Source organism: Paenibacillus sp. FSL H8-0537 (assembly GCF_038051995.1).
Taxonomy (GTDB): Bacteria; Bacillota; Bacilli; order Paenibacillales; family Paenibacillaceae; genus Pristimantibacillus.
The window spans coordinates 552,536-572,330 of sequence record NZ_CP150290.1 but is presented as its reverse complement, the minus strand read 5'-3'; the positions used below and the strand labels follow the sequence as shown (position 1 = coordinate 572,330).

Here is a 19,795-nt window from a genome sequence, read left to right as displayed (position 1 = left end):
TATGACAATAACCGAACATTTCTGCACCTTTGGCAACCTGTTCACCCTTCGCTATTGGTCGCGGAACTCCTGCGGCGTCATGCCGTAATGCTTGCGGAAAATTTTGCTAAAATATTGCGGATTTTGATAACCTAGCTCCGACGTAATCTCATAAATTTTCTTATTGGTCTGCTTCAGCAAATAATGCGCCCGCTCCATCCGCATTCGGGTAATATAGTCACTGATACTCTCGCCAGTCTGTGCTTTATAAATTTTGGACAAATAGACGGGGTGCAAAAACACCTTGTCAGCAATCGTCTTCACCGACGTATCATGACCAAGACTTGCGGACACAAGCTCCTGCACCTGCTTGACCAAGCTGCTCTTGGCGTATTCCTCGGTGCTAGACAGCTCCGTGCGCAGCCGCTCCAGCATATCTGTCGACCAATTCCGCAGCTTGTCCAGCGAATGAATAACCGTATGGTCGAGCAGCATATCAAAGCCTGCGTGATCGATCTCATAAATAAATTGTCCCTGTTTATGGGCCGTATACATAAAGGCATTCGTAATGGAGAGAAACACCTCATACAGATGCTCACGCGAAAACTTCACCTGCTCTAAATTGCCGAACACCTCATCGATCTTGAGCAGCGCCGTGTCCCACTGCTTGGACTCCAGCAAATGAATAAGCGTAGGCGGCTTATACAGCGCCTCCATCAGATTCACTCGCGTCTCCGGCTCCGCCTGATGATTTTCCAAGTAGACGGCAATGCCCGATTCATGAATCGCGCTCGACAAATAGACGCTCATTCCTGTCCGGTATGCATTCGCCATGCCACTCGGAAAGGAGAACCAGTCGGAAATAATAAGCGATACTTCCGATCGGAGAAAATGGGAAATTTGCCGCCTAAAGACGTCCACCGCCTGCTCCAGCATCGCCCTCAGCTGTCCTTTGTAATCCGGCGAAAATTCCAGCAGCCGCTGCTGCTCCTCATTTGGCTGCGCAACGAAGATGAGGCAATTATGCGGCGCTTTGCCATACCATACGTTCATATGCTCGGCGAACACTTCCTCGCCAATATTGCCGACCGCATATTCCATCAGCTCCATGCTGCTGCGATTGCTTTCATCGTAAGGATTGCTGTATTGAATCAGCAAAATGACCGAAGGAGCATCTAGCCGCAGCGGAATTTCATATTGCGCCAGCTTGGAGCCAATCGTCGTATCCGACAGCTGGCGGCCGAGCAGCAGATCATGCAGCAAATTGCGGCGCAGCAGCCCATATTCCGACTTCATATTGTACACGAGCTGATGGTATTGCTCCGCCTGCTCCCACTCCACCTTCAGCTCCTCGATCGTATTCATCAGGCTGCGCACAAATTCCTTATCGTCCACCGGCTTCAAAATATAATCCGACGCCTGAAGCTGCAGCGCTTTTTTCGCATATTGGAAATCCGAGTAGCCGGTCATTAAAATACAGCGCAAATCCGGCCAAAGCTTCTTCGCCTGCTCAATCAGCTGCAAGCCGTCCATCCCCGGCATACGAATGTCGGTGACCAAAATATCAATGTCGCCCGCCTCCATAATAGCGAGTGCCTCGGCAGCAGACTCGGCCCGGTACACCTTGCTGACGCCAAGCTCATCCCACGGAATGGTCTTCTCTAAGCTCAGCGTCACATAGGCCTCATCATCTACAAGCAGCAATTCAATCATTAGAATTCCCCTTTCCTGTCGTTGTCTGTTCGATCTGTTTCTCGCGGGTCACATTCCAGCGAATCTGCACCTTCAAGCCGCCTAGCGTCGAAGGCGACAGCACGATGCCTGAGCATGCTCCAAAACGCAAATGCAAGCGCTGATGGACGTTCCACAGGCCGCAGCCCATCTCCTGCTCCATAGGCCGCGTCAATTGATACTGCAAGGAAAACAGCCGTTCAGGGGAAAGCCCAACGCCATCATCCTCCACCGTAATGGCAGCAAACTCGCCGTCAAATTCACCCGATATGCGAATACGCCCTGCATTTGGGGATTGCTCGATGCCATGGATGACCGCATTTTCCACCAACGGCTGAATGACGAGCGGCGGAATTTGAAAACGCAGCAAATGCTCCGGAATGTCCAGCTCATAAGACAGCCGACTCATTCGCATCTGCTGAATATCCAAGTAGTTGCGGACAAAATCGATTTCCTCCCGCGCATCAACCAAATCCCGCTCCTGCCGGGTCGTATAGCGGTAGTAATTCGATAGGTTCTGACTCATCGCAATGACTGACTGATAGTTTTCCAGCTTCGCCATACTCGAAATAAAGGAAAAGCAGTTATAGAAAAAATGCGGATTGATTTGCGATTGCAGCTGCTTGAGCCTCGCTTCGCGCACATGAATTTTTTCCAAATAAACATTTTCGAACAAATCTTGAATTTGCTGAACCATTAGATTAAAACGGATAAACACAAACTTGAATTCATTGTTGCCGCGCCCTTTCGGCGTAAGCCGGACGCCGTAATCGCCGTTTTTCAGCTTCTGGAAGCTGACAACGAGCTGCTTTATCGGCACCTGCACCTGCGCATAAAGCATATATGCGATTAAACAGCTCATCAATAGCAGCAAACCAACCGAATAATAAAATAAACGGTTCGTTTGGTTGATCGGCTGGAGCACATCCGATAAGGGAATATAATCAATCAAATCCCAGCCTATCGTTTCCGAACGGACAATATTGACCAGATAGCGCTCCTCATTTACTTTAACGGTATGACTGCCACTGGTCAGAGAGCCGCTCTCATCCAATTGGGCGATGAGCCGATTGCCAAGCTGCTGGTCAGCGGTACGATTGTATATCGTGCCCCATTCTTCATTGTAATAAAAAGGATCGCGCCTGCCATCTCGCTTGAACTGATCAAGCATGCCCTGAATATTCGAGCTGTCAAAACTGACCTCGATGAGCAGTCCCGTATCTGTAGCCTGGGATAAATTATTATAGGGCAGCGCCGTCATCAGCGAGAAACGGAAGCCCTCATCGCCAAGCGGCTTTACCTGCCAGCCGTGTTTCAGACGGTCGGCCAGCGTCTCTTTATTATAGGGTACGGCATCATTCACCGTGATGACGCGTGCCAGCGTAGGCGAATAAATCGCCAGATTGCTTTTCCAATTGGAGGAGCTTTCCTGAATGCTCAGCTTAGTCTGAATGCGCTTGACCATCGTAATAGCAGGAAGATCAAGATTATCGAGTTCAATGTAATAGTCGCGCAAATTCGCAATATCCGGGTCTTGAATGAGCAAATTTGGCCATAGCCCCAGCAGATCAATCGAGGAATTGACCTGATTTTGAAAAAAAACGAGCTGATTCGTATTCGAGCGGTTTAGCTCGGAATCTAGAACTTCTGTACTAATATGATTGGAATAGGAGTACAGTCCTATGATCGGCAGCAGCATAATAATGAACAACCCAACGATTTTGGAAAATAAATTTACTTTAGGCATCCGTACACCTGGCTTTCTTCTAATCAAAATGCTGCATTCAGTATAATGTCCCTCTCGAATTGGAGCAATGCCTGACCGAACCGAAGCAAAGAAAACATCCGGCTGGCCTGTCATTATATGTCGAAAATCTCGCACAAAAATGATAAACTACTTATTAGAATTTCAACGAGAAGAGGTTTAGCATGTACAGCGCAATAAAACGCAAAAAAGGCTTTACTCTGGCATCCATCATCTCCTGCATCGTGCTTTTGTCCGTCCTCATTACCATCGTCATCAATGTCATTATCGCTTTCAAGTCCCAGAGGGAATCTCTATATCATAATACACTAGAATTAAATCGCATTACGGCTGGTGATCTTAGCAAAACGACACAATCACTGGTTGTCTCTATGAAGCATAGCCTTCAAATCGCAGCGAATTATTTATCGGGTGCCGACCTTGAAAGCGGCGCTGTGCTGGCGCAGCTTGATTTTTTCATGGGAACCAACCATTACTTCAACTCGATTGCTATTGTGGATGCTGAAGGCGTCATCGTCTCCAGCTCCCCTAATAATTTGGGCATAATCGGCCACAAGCTGTCAACCGAGGAATCGAAGCTTGCGCTTAAAGTACAGAAACCGCATATTTCCAAGCCTTATATTTCTTCGACGAATCGGATGATCGTACTGGTCAGCCACCCGATTTTCAGCCGGGAAGGCGCCTATCGGGGATATGTGGCGGGATCGATTTATTTGCAGTATGAAAATATTTTCCGAGAAATTCTTGGCGTGCAAAACGAGAACAACAGCGGCTCTTATTTTTACGTCGTGGATGGGGAAGGCAATATAATCTACCACCCGAATATGGAGGATCATCTGGCAAATGTAAGCATGAATCCCGTTGTACAGCAGCTGATGCAGGGAAAAAGCGGGGAACAGCAGGTCATCAACAGCCAAGGCGTCGACTTTCTTGCAGGTTATTCCGTCGTACCTGAAATCAATTGGGGAATTATTTCCCAGACGCCGGTTAGCTACGTTGAAAGTAAAAGCTGGGATCTCATTACGGACATGCTGAAGGTTTCAGCGCCGTTCGTGCTCCTGCTGCTTATTTTGACCATGTGGCTGTCGCGCACGCTTTCCTCTCCACTCTACCGGCTGGCGAATTATGCGGCGCAGTTGACTAAGCTGGATCAAATCCCAGACACGCTGCCTTCGCGCGTTTACTGGAACTATGAGGCGAATCAGCTAAATGCCACCGTTGCGCTTGCTTTTCATGAGATGAAGCGGAGAAATGAAGAGCTGTTCCAAGAATCGCAAACGGACGCCCTCACAGGACTTCCGAACCGCCGGACGCTCAAGCTGATTACCGAGGATTTAGAGCTCAGACAAATTCCATTCTCTGTCATTATGCTGGATTTGGATCATTTCAAGTCGGTTAATGACGAATTCGGGCATCCGAAGGGCGATGAAGTACTGCGCCTGCTTGCAGCAAAGATGGTGGAGCTCAAACGCGAGGGCGATTACTGCTTCCGTTACGGAGGCGAGGAGTTTACAATCGTCCTGCCGCACACGTCGGAGGAAGAGGCATTTGACGTGGCCGAACAGCTGCGAATACAGATGGAGCAGGCGATTACGCCAATCGGCAGGCAGGTCACCCTGTCACTCGGCATTGCTTCCAATACAACCCGTTTAAAAGAGACAGACGATATATTCAAGCAAGCAGACGATGCATTGTATGAAGCCAAGCATAGCGGCCGCAATCAAACGATTTTGCATAGTCACATTTCGGAGTAGCCGCTTAGGAAATAACTGGATTGGAGTAGTGTTCCCTCGAAAATAGGTTTACAATGGAAATAACGATGGAACCTACAGGATGTGACTGCACATGGATTTTTCTTGGAAAAGAAACTTATATGTATTGTGGATTGGCGTGTTTTTTACGAGTACGGCTTTCACCACCTCCATTCCATTTATTCCGCTGTTTCTCTCAACCGAGCTCGGTATTGACCAGCATCTGGAGGCTTGGTCCGGTATTTCTTTCGGCATTACCTTTCTGGCAAGCGCGCTTATTGCACCTTATTGGGGCTCGCTCGCCGATAAATATGGCCGCAGGCCCATGCTCATTCGCTCAGGGTTCAGCCTAGCTGTCCTTTACATGTTGACCTACTTTATTTATGACCCTTATTTGTTCGTCGTGCTTCGTATTTTCCAAGGCCTGCTTGCCGGCTTTGTTCCAGCGGCGATTGCACTAGTCGCCACCAACACGCCGGAGCAGAAAACCGGCTATGCCCTTGGCATTATGGCGACAGCCGGCGCGACAGGCGGTATTATCGGCCCCGTCATTGGCGGGGTCGTCAGTCATTACATCGGCAATCGCGAAGCATTCCTTTTCTCGGGGTGCATCGTTCTTATTGCCGCGCTTATTGCCGTCTTCTTCGTGCGTGAAAAGAATTTTAACCGCTCGGGCGCCCGCTCCTCCATCAAAGAGGACTTGAAGCTTGCGCTGTCCAACCGCTCCTTCACCACGCTGCTGATTTTGGCCGCACTTGCAACGTTCTCGGTTATGATTCTGGAGCCGCTGCTCACCGTCTACGTCATGCAGCTTGGCGTCAGCGGCAGTGAAGCCGCCCTGCAGTCTGGCATTGTCTTCTCGGCGGTCGGGATTGCCACGCTCATTGCCGCACCGCAGTGGGGAAAAATCGGTTCAAGGATCGGTTTTTCCAAGGTGTTGTTTATTGGACTTCTCGGCGGCGGGATCGGCAATTGCTTGCAATTTTTCGTCAATGATTACGTAGAGTTTGGTGCACTGCGATTCGTCTATGGGCTGTTTTTCGCCAGCGTCTACCCCGCTATTAATGCCTTGATCGTCAAGGTAACGGACAGCAGCTTTAGAGGACGAGCCTTCAGCCTTAACCAGTCAGGCACCATGTTCGCCACGATGCTCGCTCCCGTCATTGGCGGGGTGCTAGGAGGCATCATTCCGATTCGCTGGGTGTTCATCATCAATGGGCTTATGCTGATTGCGGCTGCCCTGTTTCTGAAAACCCACGCGCTTGGCGGCTCGGCAAGGACTGCAGCAGTAGACACAGGCAAGCAGCCTGCCCGTCCATAACCAAAAGCCCCGCTCCCGCTGACAAGGCTAGGCCTTCGGTCAGTAGGGGCGGGGCTTTTGGTGCTAAATCACTATATGACTCGACGAGCGGTTACATATGTTTTATCCCATGTGCTTCCGGAAAAAGTAGAAATCGTTACGCCGAGTCCTTTCCGATACGTATGCAGCAGCTTGCCATTGCCCATATAAATGGAGACGTGGTTAATGACGCCGTCTCTATTCGTATCGGAGAAAATCAGATCTCCAGCCTTCAAATTGCTTTTAGATACATATTTGCCGGCTTTGGATTGGCTCACCGAGGAGCGTGGCAGCGTAATGCCGTTCTTCTTGAAAACATATTGTGTGAAGGATGAGCAGTCGAACGAGCTGGTGCTGCCCGCCGTTGCCCCAAATTTATAATTAACGCCCAGAAATTTCTGTCCCGTTGCAATGACGCTGCTGGCTGTAGAAGACGTTGCGGCCTCTACCTTTGCTGCTGGTACAGCCAAACTGCCGGTCAAAGCGACGGATAGGCTTAGCGTGATACTAAGTAACGTTTTGCCTAGCAGGGTTTTGCCCATAAGGGTTTTCTTCGTGCTGTTCATGATGTATCCTCCTTGGTAAAAACAGATGCGGTATAATTCCTGCTAATACCATACCACAGCTATTTCCCCCACCAATTACCAATGAGAGGACAACCCTTACATGCGCCTTGACCCAATCCATTTCATTAAAAATCCATTTTAATTATGAAAGCACTCTTGCTTGACTTTTATTATAATGGCGCAATTTTCGAAGAAGCTCATGCTCCGCCTGCTAAACCTTCATCTCAGAATGCTGAATCTGCGACTTTTCTATCTGAATCGTCGTATGCGAAATGCCAAACTGCTGCTCGATTCTCCCAAGCGCCTGCTGCAGAATATGCTGGCTGTCACAGTCATCCTCCACTAGCAAATGGCAGCTCAGTGAGTCAAGTCCTGATGTAATCGTCCAAATATGCAAATCATGCACATCTATAACGCCTTCGATAGCCGCGAGCACCCGCTTCACCTTCTCGTGATCAATAGAAGGCGGTGTGCCTTCCATGAGAATATGAAGAGTTTGCTTAATAATATTCCAGGCACTGCGCAAAATAAGCACCGACACAATCACTGATATAATCGGATCGGCAATATTCCAATCAAACAAGTAGATGAGAAGTCCAGCAAGCACAGCCCCGACTGAGCCAAGCGCATCGCCCAAAACATGCAAATAGGCGCTGCGTACATTCAGGTTGTTATGGACATCGCCTTTGCGCATTAAAGCCCATGCACTGGCCAAATTCGCCAGCAGGCCGACAAGCGCAATGAGCATCATGGAGCCGCTGGCCACAGCAGGAGGATCGAACAAGCGATGGTAGGCCTCCCATACAATAAACCCGGCTATGACGAACAAGGCGATCCCGTTGAACAGCGCGGCCAATATTTCAAAGCGGTAAAAGCCGTAGGTTTTCGTTTTGGAAGCAGGCTTGCTGGCGAACCAGACGGCGACAAGGCTAAGGATAAGCGCACTCACATCGCTCAGCATATGGCCAGAGTCCGCAAGCAGTGCGAGACTGCCCGTCAATAAGCCGCCGAAAAATTCAAGAAACATAATTCCGACTGTAATCGACAGTGCAATGATTAAGCCGACCTTATTGCCATTGACATCAAAATGATGGTGGCCGCCCGGCCCATGTGAATGATCGTGTCCATGGCCGTGACTGTGGCCAGGGGCGTGATTATGATCATGGTGGTCACCTCCGCTGTGGCTATGCCCATGGTGATCAGCCTGGTCATGACTGTGCTCCTTGCTGTGCTCATGATCGCATTTTTGACTGTCCTGCCGTCCAGCTGCCTGCTGTTGCTTTTTCTTTGTATCCATATCCTCTACCTCCTGCTGCTATTAAAAGCGAAGCCATTCGCTTTTTCAAATAAACTAACATATGAGCATGTATTCATATATTATATAATGAACCAGCTGGACACTTTTGTCAACTAGCGTACCGCCTTATTTTTCTCCACTCTTGCCCAAAGCATTCCTTCCCTTGCGCACCACGCTTCCAATAAAAAAACGAGTGTGCGCAGCCCAGCTTTTTCAAGCTTAGACGCGCACACCCGGGCTACCTATTTATTGCAAGGAAACAACGTCGCCTTCCTTCAAGCCTTCCAGCACTTCCACCTTATCTCCCGCTGACATTCCGACCTTGATGTCCTGACGCTCATATTGGCCTGCGCCTTTTTCCAGCATGACATAAGACGAAGCCTGATCGCTCATAATAGCAATGGACGGGAGGGCCAATGCGTTCTCCTTACGGCTCGTCTCAATATTGCCGGTAAGCGACAGTCCTGCGATTAAATATTCGCTCGGCTCAAGCGAAATTACAACCTCGAATTGTGCAGCTTGATTGAGGCTGTTTTGATCGGTGCCGGTTTTCGCAAATTTGGATACCCGCAGCACTTTGCCGTCAAGCACAATATCCTTCATCGCTGTCATCTTCACTTTGACCTGCATGTCCGACTTGATACGGAACACATCCTGCTCCCCGACAAGGGCAGTGAATTGCAGCTTGTTCAAATCTACAATTTTGCCGATCAACTGGTTGTCGCCAACAGCCTGCAGCTGCTTAGCCGCTTGATCAAATAGAAAAATGCCATCGCCCGGCGAACGATACTGAGCTTCATTCAGCTTCAGCCGCTTTTGCGTCAGCGCTTTGCGCCCAATCGATTCCTTCACATCGTTCAGCTCCTGCGTCAAACGGGCCATTTCCTTGGCAGCCAGCGCCTTCTTGCGCTCAACCTCCGTAGCCTCAAGCATGCCAAGCTCATCTTCCGTATTCGTTACAAAAGCTTGCAGCTGCGCCTCTAGATCAGCCTTATGAAGCTCAGCTTCCTCCTGCGTAATCTGATTTTGCAGCTCGGTCTGGTCAAGCGTGAACAATACCTCGCCCTTTTTTACCTGCTGTCCGTCCTTTACCTTCCACTGCGTCACCTTGGAGCTGAAAGGCGCATAGACTGACGTTTCCTGCTCATATAGCGACTTGCCCTTAACCTGAATCGTATTGACGAGCGTCCCCTTGGTCACCTGAAATGTAATGGCCTGTGAATCGCCCGACATATCGACCATCTCCGGCGGCTTCGACATGGAGTAAAGCACCACGCTTATTCCGATTAGAACAATCCCGATGATGATCCATTTAATCTTTTTCTTCATCTCTTCTTCTCCCCCTGGTTGCTCGCTGGCTCAGACATGCCCTGACAATAGCGCATGACCTTCTCTAATCTCTCTTGATTGCGGTCAATGCATCGGTACGCGAAGCGCTGACTGCCGGGTATATCCCCGATATAATGCCCGTCATCACGGCAAACGCTAATCCGACCGGAATAGCGGTCAACGGAATAAAGATAGACATATTCTCCTCGCCGGTAGACATCGATAAAATAAGGGCATTAATTCCCCATACGATCCAGTATGAAAATAAAACGCCAAGCAGTCCGCCAAGCAATCCAAGCAAGGCTGCCTCTACAATAAACATATTGCGGATTTGCGCCAGATTGGCACCGAGCACCTTCATAATGCCGATTTGACGGCGCCGTTGGTATGTGGACATCGTCATCGCTACAATGATGGAAATCGAAGCGATTATGAGAATGAATACGCCTGCTCCTACTGCGATGCTTTTGAACACAGCGAATTGCTCTTCTAGGCGCTCCTTTTGCAACAGATTGGATTGGGTGTTCAAGGTGAGCTTCTTAATTTGCTCCTCCACCTGCTTCACATTTTCCTCAGCATCCACCTTGACCGTAACTTGATTATAGGTATCGTTAGCCGTCTCCTCACCGCTGCTTTGCATCAGCTGCTCTCGCAGCTTGTTCGCCGTTTCAATTGAAACGTAAATTTTGCGGTCATTGGCAATTTGTATATCGGATACACCTTTAGGCTTCTTCAATACCCCTACAACTCGAAGGCCCTCGCTTATCTTTTGCTTGTTATCCTGATCGTAGTTCACCAGCTGAATCTGATTCTGGTACAAGGCGGATGGTGTAATCATCATCGTATTGTATTGCTCTTGCAGTGCTGGATCGCTTGGATTTAGATTCATGGCTTCAAACAATTTATTCTGCTCTTCTTGATTCATTAATCCAAGCGTCGTACCATAGCTTAATACGACAGAGTTTGGAGCATCTGATGCCGAGCCCTGCCAATACGTATTGCCGAAGGCTTCCAGACTGTTTAGATCCGTTCCAATAATTTGGGCATACGCCTGTTTATCGTCCGAAGTTACCATTTGCATGTAGTTAAGCTGCTGCATAGCCGCTACGGCCTTGACATGCTTAATATTTCGCATAATTTCGACCTTTTGTTCAGAAAGCTTGCCCCGATTTTTCACTTCATCGCTTGCCGTGCTTTGGCTTCCGGGACCGGCGGATGCGCCATTATCCGGCATAACCGTAATTTCATCCATTTTCAAATAGCTCGTGAGCTGGGTTTCGACAATTTTCTGCGTAGATTCCCCAATGCTCATCGCCAAAATAATAGCGGCACAGCCAATCGACAGGCCGGCTGCACACAGCATGGTAACTACTTTACGCCGTCTGACCTGATCCCATGACAGCCTTGTAAGATCGCTTACTCTCAATGGACAGCCTCCTCTACCGGAAGCTTTTCTAACTCGACAGCAGGCGACGATTTTTCCAGCAGCCCATCGCGAAGCGTAATAATGTGCTGGGTCTGCTGTGCAACCTCGCGCTCATGCGTAACGATAATAAAGGTCGTGTTCATCGTTTTGTTCAAATGCTTGAGAATGGCCAAAATCTCCTCTTCCGTCTTCGTATCCAAATTCCCCGTAGGCTCATCAGCGAAAATGACCGATGGCTCTGTAATGAGCGAGCGCGCAATACTGACACGCTGCTGCTGTCCGCCCGACAGCTGGGAAGGAAACATTTCCCCTTTATCCGGTATGCCGACCTGCTCCAGCAGCTTTAACGCCTTCTGCTTGCGAATTGAAGGGCGCGTCGATTGAAACACGAGCGGCAGCTCGATATTTTCACGAACCGTCAAGTTCGGAATGAGCTCATACGCTTGAAAAATAAACCCGATATGCTCACGGCGAAACTCCGCCAGCTTGTTTTCATTCATATTTACGATATTTTGATCGGCAATGTAAATGCTGCCCTCCGTCGGCTTCATCAGTCCCGCCATCAAATTCAGCAGCGTCGACTTTCCCGAGCCTGAACTGCCCAGCAGCGCAACCATATCCCCTTTATTTACGCGAAAATCGATCTGTTGAAGAACGCGCGTCGTCTCATTTCCATTCTTAAATGCATGGGACAAGCCCTCTACACGAAGCAATTGCTCCACTCCCCTTGTCTCTCTAACTCTATCAAGCGTAAACGGCTGTCGCCCTCTTCTGGCGGCAAAGCTACCGTTTCGCGATGAAATATAGAGAAAGGATGAAAAACCATATACTTTCCTATATTTCAAGCGTAAACGGCTGTCGCACTCCTCTGGCGGCAACTACTGCTGCACAAAATACAGCCAAAGCGCTTATTGCTTTAACTGATCTATATTCCATAATTATCCTTGCTTTTTCAATCGTACTATAACCTCTGTAAAAGGACAATACCGCTGCCAATGCTTCCTATTTCTCAAAAAGCTACATGAATTTTATTCCTTTCCTCATAAAAAGTAGTTACAAATTAGTTACTTAGACATGCGAAATGATGCTTTTCATCTTAAAATTGCTATTTTAGACATGCCTGTATACTCTTTTCTGCAAAATAAAAGAAAAGCATCCCCAATTTCTAGCGAAACGGGGATGCTTATTCACGGCTGCATCTGCCTATTAAGCCGCCTAGCTGCCAACTGCTCCGATCCTACAAATCTATACGCAGTAAAAAGCGGACGGGTTCAAAAATATCATTTTTGCTATTAAATCGCTAAGCTGCTGTTTTGCACCGTAGACAGCCACTCGCGGGCGAGCAGCTCATGCCCCGCCGCTGTAGGATGAACGCCATCCCAAAGCCAGTAGGCCGCGCCGGTCACTTCGCTTGCTTTGTCGAATACATGCTGCACGCGTACAAGAACCGCATTATACTCTGCCGCCAAAGCAGCTGTTTTTTCCTGATATCCCTTAATGATTTGCTGCCACTCTTCCCAGCGCTCCAACGGCACGCCAGTTTTCAGGATGAAGGGCTCGACAAGAACAAGCCGCGTCTGTGGCAGCACCTCGGTTGTCTCCTCCAGCAAATGCCGGTAAGCACGCTCGAAACGGTCTGTTGCGCCGCTCGCTTCGCCAGACATCGTGCGCCCCGCATCATTGACACCAACCAAAATACTGAGTATATCCGGCTTCAAGCTGAGGGTATCCTCGTTCCACCTAGCGTACAAGTCAGAGACCCGATCGCCGCTAATGCCCCTATTAATGAAATGGGGAGCTTTCTCCGCCAATTCATAGCCAAGGCGTGAGGCAATTAAATACGGATAGCTATGGCCTAAAATATGATTTAAATCATCATTGCGCCCTCGCGAACCATCTGTAATGGAATCCCCTTGAAATAAAACGGTCAATTGCTGCTCGCTCATCTCGTCCCAACTCCTTAATAGTGGATAAAAAAATGATGCATGTTCGGTTGCAATATTGAAATGCTCTGCTCTGTTGCCTATTCAAGCCCCGGCTCCTCACGCTGCAGTTCTGCAAAGCAAGCAGCTGTTTCAAGAGCAGCAGCGCTATCACCAACCCCATCTTCGACGCACCATGCTGCGGATAGCACCATATGGCTGAAGCCATAGGCGAGAACACGCTCCGGCTTGAGGCACAGGGCCTCGCTGAGGATATGGACGCGATTACGCAGCAGCTTGATTCGCTCCGCCCATGTCTCAGGCAGCTTATTCATCAGCAGCGGAATGACGCCATAAGCCGCCTCGCCGATGACACCTTTGGGATCAATCGCCAGCCAGCTGGCAGACGCTTCCCCATCACGCACGGCGGACAAAATATTGCCCTGATGCAGGTCGCCATGCAGCAGCAGCTGCGGCTCGCTCTTGCCCGTTGCAAATAGCTGGCCGAAGGTCAGCTGCGCCTGCCGGGCGAGCGGCTCCGGCAGCGGCCCAGTGCCGCCATCATAGCGCTGGCGCAGCCGCTCCAGCCCGCGCGCCCACTGCAGAGCCGTAGGGAAGCTCACGCCTCCGGCCGCTTCCCCTGCAGCCACTGCGTCCGCTGCTGGCACAGCCAGCTTACGCATCACTTCCGCAGCGATGCGGACGGCCGCCGCATCGTCTGCCACTTCCGAGAGCAGCTGTCCCGGCCTCAGCCGCTCCAGCAGCATAACGCCGCGCTCCGCATCCGATGCCAGCAGGCGAACCGCTCCGCGCCCTTCATATAGCTGAAGCGCTGCCAGCTCCGTCCGGCTTTCCCCTGACGGCACGCCCAGCTTCAGCACAGCCTCGCTCCCGTCCTTCCGCAGCGCCGGAAGCACCAGATTAAAGGTCAGCTCATACGGCGTGTGATCCGCCAGCCGCAGCTCCCACCGCTCCGCACAGCTTGCCAGCAGCAAATCCAGCTCAGCCAGCCACTTCTCGCCGCGTTCTCCATGTACGCTTTTGACAGTCTGCACCCATGCTGATGGCCATTTCATCTCCGCTGACCTCTCTTTTCCGCTTGTCGCCGCATTCAAGGCATGTTCAAGGCACGTCCACCTCAACTATTTCCTGCTGTTATACTAACACCGGCTGCACATACACCGGCCCAGATACCGTAACGGAATGTCCGGTATACACAGGCAGCCCTGTTGCCACATCTATGCGGAATACAGCCAAATTATTCGTATCGCGGTTAGCCGCGATTATATATTGGCCGCCCGGCACAAAAGCAAAATGGCGTGGATGCTCGCCCTCAATCGGCACATGACCAGCAAGGGTAAGCTTGCCGTCTGCTTCATTAATGGCGTACACTACGAAGCTGTCGTGCCCGCGATTCGAGCCATATACATATTTGCCATCCTCGGAGACGGCAATTTCAGCGCATGTATTTTCACCATCAAAATCAGACGGCAGCGTTGGAACGGTTGCCAGCGTCGCAAGCGTGCCTGCCTCAGCATCGTAACGGAACGCAGTAATCGTCGAATCTACCTCATTAATAACATAAGCAAATTGCCCATTCGGGTGAAAAGCCATATGCCTCGGGCCAGCGCCTGCATGAAGCAATGTTTCCCCATGGAAAACCAGCTTGTGCGCTTGATTATCAATGCGATAAGCCATAATGCGGTCAATGCCCAGATCCGGCGAGAACAGGTAGCGGCCGTCCGGGCTGAATTGGATGCTGTGGGGATGCGGCTGATTTTGGCGCTCCGGGTGCTGGCCGACTCCCGTATGCTGAGCGATATCCAGCAGCTCTCCCACCTCGCCATTGTCCGTCAGCACAACAAGGCTGATTCTGCCGCCATGGTAGCTTGACAGCAGCAAGTAGCGATTGGATGGATCGCGTTGAATGTGGCAAGCCGGAGCCGTAATGGCTTCGCTGCGGTTAAGCTCGGTCAATGCTGTTTTATCCGTATCGATGGCAAAAGCTACAGCATCGCCGACTTTGTCGCCTGCTGCGGATACTCCTTCTGCAATGGCATACAGCCTCTTGCTTGGAATATCCACATTCAGAAACGTAGGATTTTTAAGGCCCGATACTTCATCCAGCAGCGAAAGCTTGCCTTCCTTTTCATCAAAAGCATACGCATATACGCCGCTTGCCGCAGCCTCTGCATAGGACCCGACAAATACGACAACTCGTTCATTATGTACAGACACGATTTATATTCCTCCTTCAAATTAGCGGGACCTGCCCCGCTGCGTGTAATGGCCGACGTTATGGCAGCGGAGCTTGCCGCTTGCCTTGCCAGCTTTCCCGCATTAAAGCTTTCCCTCCTATTGTACTAGCAGTCAATGCACAAACCAAGTGCTGTTAAGGCGGTTTTTATCCCATTTGAATAAACGGCTGAATATGAGGCACATTGTTGCAACGGGCCGCTAGCTGGTCTATCATAGCGCTAGGGCATGCCGCTTTTATAAGGTTTAATTTTAATGGGCAAAGGAGTCTGAGGATGGCGATAAACCGTAAATTGATAACGGATGCGGATTTCGAGGAGGCACTTCAGCGGGAGCTTCGGCTGCGCGTCTTTGAAAATGATTATATTGTGTGCTCTGGCGGAAACATCGTCCGTTTCGACGATACGCAGGTCGTCATTCAAACGAGTGTCAGCGATATTACTTATTTTTCCCGTGAGCAATGCGAGTTTTTTGAAATGAAACGCAAATAGCCGCTTGTCAGCGGCTCATTCATGGCCCGCAGCCGGGAAAGCGCTCGCCTTTCCTTACGTCTGAAACCGTACTATAATTAAGTAATAAGCTTGGAAAAAGCATTAACCCTAGCTTTTCGCAGCATTATGCGGCCGTAGATGCAATCTGCTCCCGCATGATGGTGCGAAATTTTTCCGTTAAAGGAGATTGCACCTGATGGATGCCGGCCCAAATATTTTAATTATGACCCCCGTCACTGCCGAGAAGGATGCGGTGTGTAGGGGCTTGCAAAACAGCCCGCGCTTTCATGTGACAGAAGCCGGAGTTGGCCCAGCGGAAGCCGCTGTCCGCACGACACTTGCTCTCACACGGGGCAGCTACGATCTTGTCATTTGCATGGGCATCGCCGGAGGATTCGAAGGCCGGGCAGCCGTGGGCTCGCTCGTCATTGCCGATGCTATCATTGCCGCCGATCTCGGAGCAGAGACACAAGACGGCTTCAGCAGTCTGGACACACTCGGCTTCGGTTCTTCTACAATCGCGACTAATGTACAAGCCGCAGCTATTGCCGCAGCACTTGCTCAGACTGGGCTTGCTGCAGCGCTGGCTCCCATTTTAACGTTGTCGACCGTCACCGGAACTGCTGCTACCGCCCAGGTGCTGAGTGAGCGCTTTCCTCGCGCCGCCGCTGAAGCGATGGAGGGCTTTGGCGTTGCAACAGCGGCACAAAGCTTCGGCATTCCCGTTCTTGAAATACGCGCCATTTCGAATGCTATCGGCCCAAGGGACCGAAGTGCATGGCGAATTGGCGAAGCTTTGCAGGCTTTGGAAGCTGCGGGCTCCACACTATTGGAGGTGCTTGTATGAAAATCGCTTTTTCTCCATGTCCGAATGATACTTTCGTCTTTCACGCTTGGGCGCATGGGCTTATCCCGGATGCACCAGAGCTGGAAATTACGTATGCCGATATCGACATCACCAATCGTCTGGCAGCCAGTGGCGACAGCCCGCTTGATGTGCTGAAAGTTTCCTACGCTGCCCTCCCATGGGTGCTGGAAGATTATGCCCTGCTTCCATGCGGCGGTGCGCTCGGCAGAGGCTGCGGCCCGCTCGTCTTGACAGCCGGAACCCGCACAGATGCGGCAGCGTTGTCAGGCAAACGCGTAGCGGTGCCAAGCGACCGTTCCACTGCTTATTTGCTGTTCAGGCTTTGGGCCGCTAAGCACGTTCCAGGAGGGGTAGGCGATATCGTCATCATGCCATTCCATGAAATTATGCCTGCCGTTCGCGACGGACATATTGATGCTGGCCTTGTCATCCATGAGGCGCGTTTCACGTATCCAAGCTTTGGCCTATCCATGATGACGGATCTGGGCAGCTGGTGGGAATCCGACACGGGACTGCCTATACCGCTCGGAGCCATCATCGCCCGCCGCTCACTCGATCTGCCTGCCATTACGAAGTGGATTCAGGCTTCAGTCGCTTATGCATGGGCCAATCCCGAGGCGCCTCGCGAATACGTCATGCAGCATGCCCAAGAGATGGACGCGGCCGTTGCGAAGGCGCACATTGATCTATACGTGAATGACTTCACTGCCAACCTTGGCCATAGCGGTTACGAGGCAATTACGACGCTGCTGAACCGCGCTGCGCAGGAAGGGCTCGTTCCTGCCATCGATCCTGAGCTGCTGAAATTTCAGCCTTAGCTTAAGAACAGGCTATTGCGACGTGTGACTTGTGACGCACACTCCTTGTGAAAATGTGGGCTCGTCGATCTACGTCCCTATATCCTGATCGGAATCGTCCCATTTTTTCGAATACGCTTTTTTCGTTACCCAAAGTGTCATCCATGTCAGCAAAATAACGATTATTCCGGCAAAAATCCAAACGCCTATAGGTACATTCATTCGCCGCGTCCTCCCTTTCGTCTCTTTTCCTACTATCATACAGGAGAATGGGCAGGGGGAACAGCCCTTCCGAAAGAGCTTGACGAATGGCCTTCCTTTTAGTATATTTGGAAATAATTATTTGAATAGCAGCGGCTTACGATGGAAGCACCCGTAAGAGAAGACGCCTCAGGCGTCCTTCTTGCGGGTGCTTTTTTGCGTACATTCGGGACTATGCCCTCTATCGCTGCCCTTCAACGTCTTTTCTTTTTCGCTTGATTACCATCATTTTAAAGGAGGGCTCCACTTTGTTTATTTTCAAGCCGCTGCATCTGTTTACCAGCCTTATCGCATTATCCTTATTTTTAACGCTGCCATCTGTCTCCACCGCTGCCACATCGATCTTGCCCTTTTCGCCGACCGTTCAGACAGCCTTCGACAAGCTGACCGCTAGTGCCGACTCCGCGTCAGCCTCCCAGCTCAAGAAGCAATACGACAGCCTGCTGTCCGCCCAGCAGCAGGAAGACACTTGGGAGGGGAAAATCACCGCCAGCCACTATCGCAATGAAGAAGCGCTTGTTGCCATCCGGCAGCGCATCAAGCAGTTGAATGAGGAGAAGCTTGCCCAGCTGGCGGCTGACGTTAAGCAGACGAAGGAGCGCTATCAGCCGCTCTTTGACCTGTATGCTTCGCTGCGAAAGCAGCAGGAAGCCGCCAAGCTGCTGCAAAGCAAGGAGCTGAATGCCGTGCTGAAGGCACAGCTGGCGCAAACGAAGCAAGCCGTCCAGCTCGCCAAGCTGGATATTAAAAATAAAACCGAGGCCTACAGCAAGCTTAAGGCCGCCACAGTGCTGAAAGCGAAGCAGACACGCGCCATATTAGAGACAGCTTCCTCACAGCGCATTAAGATCCGTTCTGCCAAAAGCAGCATATCCAGCAGCCGCAAGCTTATAACGGCCGAAGGCAAGCTATTGACCCAGTCCGTGAAGAAAGGCGATACCGCAGCAGCTTCGCGCTCCTTCGCTAAACTACTGACGCTGCAGCAAGGCATTTTGGATAAGAAACAGACGATCTACAGCAGCGAGGAACAGATCGCCGCCATTATTACGAAGGGTAATGTATCACTTTCTTCATAAGAAAGCCTCTCCCAATTTAGAATGTGACCAGGATCATGCCGTGCGGCATAGCTGTGCAGATGCCTTGCGATATGTTGTTTTATGCTTGAAGAAGCCTCACGATAATCGAGAGGCTTCTTCGGCGGCGTGTGACGCGGCTGCTATAAGTTTTAGTTCGATTTTCTCTTATGATATTCCCATCTGATTACGTTTATAATGGCTAGTGCAGTATACATTACTATAAATAGGGACAAAATAACATACCATCCTGATTTAATGCCCTTCACAAATAACTCATTCGCGAATAATTGTCCATAATCGAACCACATGAACAAGTATTGAGCGCCGACTACAAAAATGGTTGAAACCCCTGAGGTCAGCATAGGCTGAATCACAAAACTGTAGGTTCTACCTTTCGATTTCATGTGGTTAAATGTGTTATTGCCAGTTCCCATGATTCTAATTCCATCGACTCAACTGTACCCGTTCTTCTAACACCTCAATTATATTACCTGCTGCGTCATAGAATGCACTCTCATCTAGAGCGCTTACAGCACCATCCCCACTATTGGTGCTTGCTGAAGCGATTGTAGGTAATACTATTACAAGACACAGTAGTAAAAAGCTAATTTTCTTACGAAATCTTGTCATTATTACACGCTCCTAATCATCTTTTTAGTTTTCTTAACTGAAAGTAAAATCGCGAAAGACCTCCACAATCTTACCAAAAATTCCAAAATTTTTAAAGTTTTCAAACTGGATTAGTAGATACATTTGCAGCTTCTCTCACAATTCTATTTCTTCGTTATTTACTCCCGCTTGCTTGATAAACAAAAGCAAGAGTCAAACTCAACTCCTGCTCATCAAGTTTTTTTTCAATAAAGAATGTAAAAAAGCCGTGAAACCCATTTTCCAAAGGTTTCACGGCACTATGCATTCGTCTCTCTTTTTTTCCACAAAAT

At 50.0% G+C, this 19,795-nt stretch carries 18 protein-coding genes; 6 read left to right on the top strand and 12 right to left on the bottom strand.

What is annotated here, in order from left to right; translation table 11 throughout:
- Positions 1–51 precede the first annotated feature (51 nt).
- Together MHB80_RS02375 and MHB80_RS02370 are read right to left on the bottom strand one after the other, a co-directional pair.
- Positions 52–1,692, bottom strand: a complete 1,641-nt coding sequence (locus tag MHB80_RS02375) for a response regulator (RefSeq protein WP_341280666.1) — start codon at positions 1,690–1,692, stop codon at positions 52–54.
- Complete coding sequence (locus MHB80_RS02370) at positions 1,685–3,457, bottom strand: sensor histidine kinase (RefSeq protein WP_341280665.1); 1,773 nt, start codon at positions 3,455–3,457, stop codon at positions 1,685–1,687. Before MHB80_RS02370 ends, MHB80_RS02375 begins: the two co-directional genes overlap by 8 nt.
- 182 nt (positions 3,458–3,639) lie before the next feature.
- On the opposite strand from MHB80_RS02370, the gene MHB80_RS02365 reads away from it, so the two are divergent.
- Positions 3,640–5,229 carry a sensor domain-containing diguanylate cyclase gene (locus MHB80_RS02365; RefSeq protein ID WP_341280664.1) on the top strand — a complete coding sequence of 530 codons (1,590 nt, stop codon included), beginning with the start codon at positions 3,640–3,642 and terminating at the stop codon, positions 5,227–5,229.
- Positions 5,230–5,320: 91 nt separating this feature from the next.
- Positions 5,321–6,547, top strand: coding sequence for an MFS transporter (locus MHB80_RS02360; RefSeq protein ID WP_341280663.1), 1,227 nt, complete (start codon positions 5,321–5,323; stop codon positions 6,545–6,547).
- 71 nt (positions 6,548–6,618) lie between these two features.
- Here the strand turns inward: MHB80_RS02360 and MHB80_RS02355 are convergent, their stop codons facing one another.
- From MHB80_RS02355 to MHB80_RS02320, 8 genes are all read right to left on the bottom strand, one after another.
- The gene (locus MHB80_RS02355; protein WP_341280662.1) at positions 6,619–7,131 is read right to left on the bottom strand and encodes a C40 family peptidase; all 513 of its coding nucleotides are present in this window, start codon (positions 7,129–7,131) and stop codon (positions 6,619–6,621) included.
- A 211-nt stretch (positions 7,132–7,342) separates the two neighbouring features.
- Positions 7,343–8,428 (bottom strand): cation diffusion facilitator family transporter, encoded by a 1,086-nt coding sequence (locus tag MHB80_RS02350; RefSeq protein ID WP_341280661.1) that lies wholly within the window; start codon positions 8,426–8,428, stop codon positions 7,343–7,345.
- Between the two features lie 246 nt (positions 8,429–8,674).
- Positions 8,675–9,757: an efflux RND transporter periplasmic adaptor subunit gene (locus MHB80_RS02345; protein ID WP_341280660.1), complete on the bottom strand. Its 1,083-nt coding sequence runs from the start codon at positions 9,755–9,757 to the stop codon at positions 8,675–8,677.
- Between the two features lie 64 nt (positions 9,758–9,821).
- Positions 9,822–11,183 carry an ABC transporter permease gene (locus MHB80_RS02340; protein ID WP_341280659.1) on the bottom strand — a complete coding sequence of 454 codons (1,362 nt, stop codon included), beginning with the start codon at positions 11,181–11,183 and terminating at the stop codon, positions 9,822–9,824.
- Positions 11,180–11,896, bottom strand: a complete 717-nt coding sequence (locus tag MHB80_RS02335; RefSeq protein WP_341282836.1) for an ABC transporter ATP-binding protein — start codon at positions 11,894–11,896, stop codon at positions 11,180–11,182. Before MHB80_RS02335 ends, MHB80_RS02340 begins: the two co-directional genes overlap by 4 nt.
- Before the next feature lie 579 nt (positions 11,897–12,475).
- A complete protein-coding gene (locus MHB80_RS02330) occupies positions 12,476–13,129 on the bottom strand; it encodes an SGNH/GDSL hydrolase family protein (RefSeq protein ID WP_341280658.1) in 654 nt (217 codons plus the stop codon).
- 77 nt (positions 13,130–13,206) lie between these two features.
- Complete coding sequence (locus tag MHB80_RS02325) at positions 13,207–14,181, bottom strand: aminoglycoside phosphotransferase family protein (protein ID WP_341280657.1); 975 nt, start codon at positions 14,179–14,181, stop codon at positions 13,207–13,209.
- A 79-nt stretch (positions 14,182–14,260) separates the two neighbouring features.
- Positions 14,261–15,343, bottom strand: coding sequence for a lactonase family protein (locus MHB80_RS02320; protein WP_341280656.1), 1,083 nt, complete (start codon positions 15,341–15,343; stop codon positions 14,261–14,263).
- Between the two features lie 293 nt (positions 15,344–15,636).
- Between MHB80_RS02320 and MHB80_RS02315 the strand changes: the two genes are divergently transcribed.
- The 3 genes from MHB80_RS02315 (at position 15,637) to MHB80_RS02305 (ending at position 17,538) form a co-directional block, all read left to right on the top strand.
- On the top strand, positions 15,637–15,852 hold the full coding sequence (locus MHB80_RS02315) for a hypothetical protein (RefSeq protein WP_341280655.1): 216 nt from the start codon (positions 15,637–15,639) through the stop codon (positions 15,850–15,852).
- A 196-nt stretch (positions 15,853–16,048) separates the two neighbouring features.
- Positions 16,049–16,699 carry a futalosine hydrolase gene (locus MHB80_RS02310; protein WP_341280654.1) on the top strand — a complete coding sequence of 217 codons (651 nt, stop codon included), beginning with the start codon at positions 16,049–16,051 and terminating at the stop codon, positions 16,697–16,699.
- Positions 16,696–17,538 carry a 1,4-dihydroxy-6-naphthoate synthase gene (locus MHB80_RS02305; protein WP_341280653.1) on the top strand — a complete coding sequence of 281 codons (843 nt, stop codon included), beginning with the start codon at positions 16,696–16,698 and terminating at the stop codon, positions 17,536–17,538. Before MHB80_RS02310 ends, MHB80_RS02305 begins: the two co-directional genes overlap by 4 nt.
- Positions 17,539–17,607: 69 nt before the next feature.
- Here the strand turns inward: MHB80_RS02305 and MHB80_RS02300 are convergent, their stop codons facing one another.
- Complete coding sequence (locus MHB80_RS02300) at positions 17,608–17,739, bottom strand: hypothetical protein (protein WP_341280652.1); 132 nt, start codon at positions 17,737–17,739, stop codon at positions 17,608–17,610.
- Positions 17,740–18,026: 287 nt separating this feature from the next.
- On the opposite strand from MHB80_RS02300, the gene MHB80_RS02295 reads away from it, so the two are divergent.
- Complete coding sequence (locus tag MHB80_RS02295; RefSeq protein WP_341280651.1) at positions 18,027–18,854, top strand: hypothetical protein; 828 nt, start codon at positions 18,027–18,029, stop codon at positions 18,852–18,854.
- A 438-nt stretch (positions 18,855–19,292) separates the two neighbouring features.
- Here the strand turns inward: MHB80_RS02295 and MHB80_RS02290 are convergent, their stop codons facing one another.
- Positions 19,293–19,484, bottom strand: a complete 192-nt coding sequence (locus MHB80_RS02290; RefSeq protein ID WP_341280650.1) for a hypothetical protein — start codon at positions 19,482–19,484, stop codon at positions 19,293–19,295.
- Positions 19,485–19,795 lie beyond the last annotated feature (311 nt).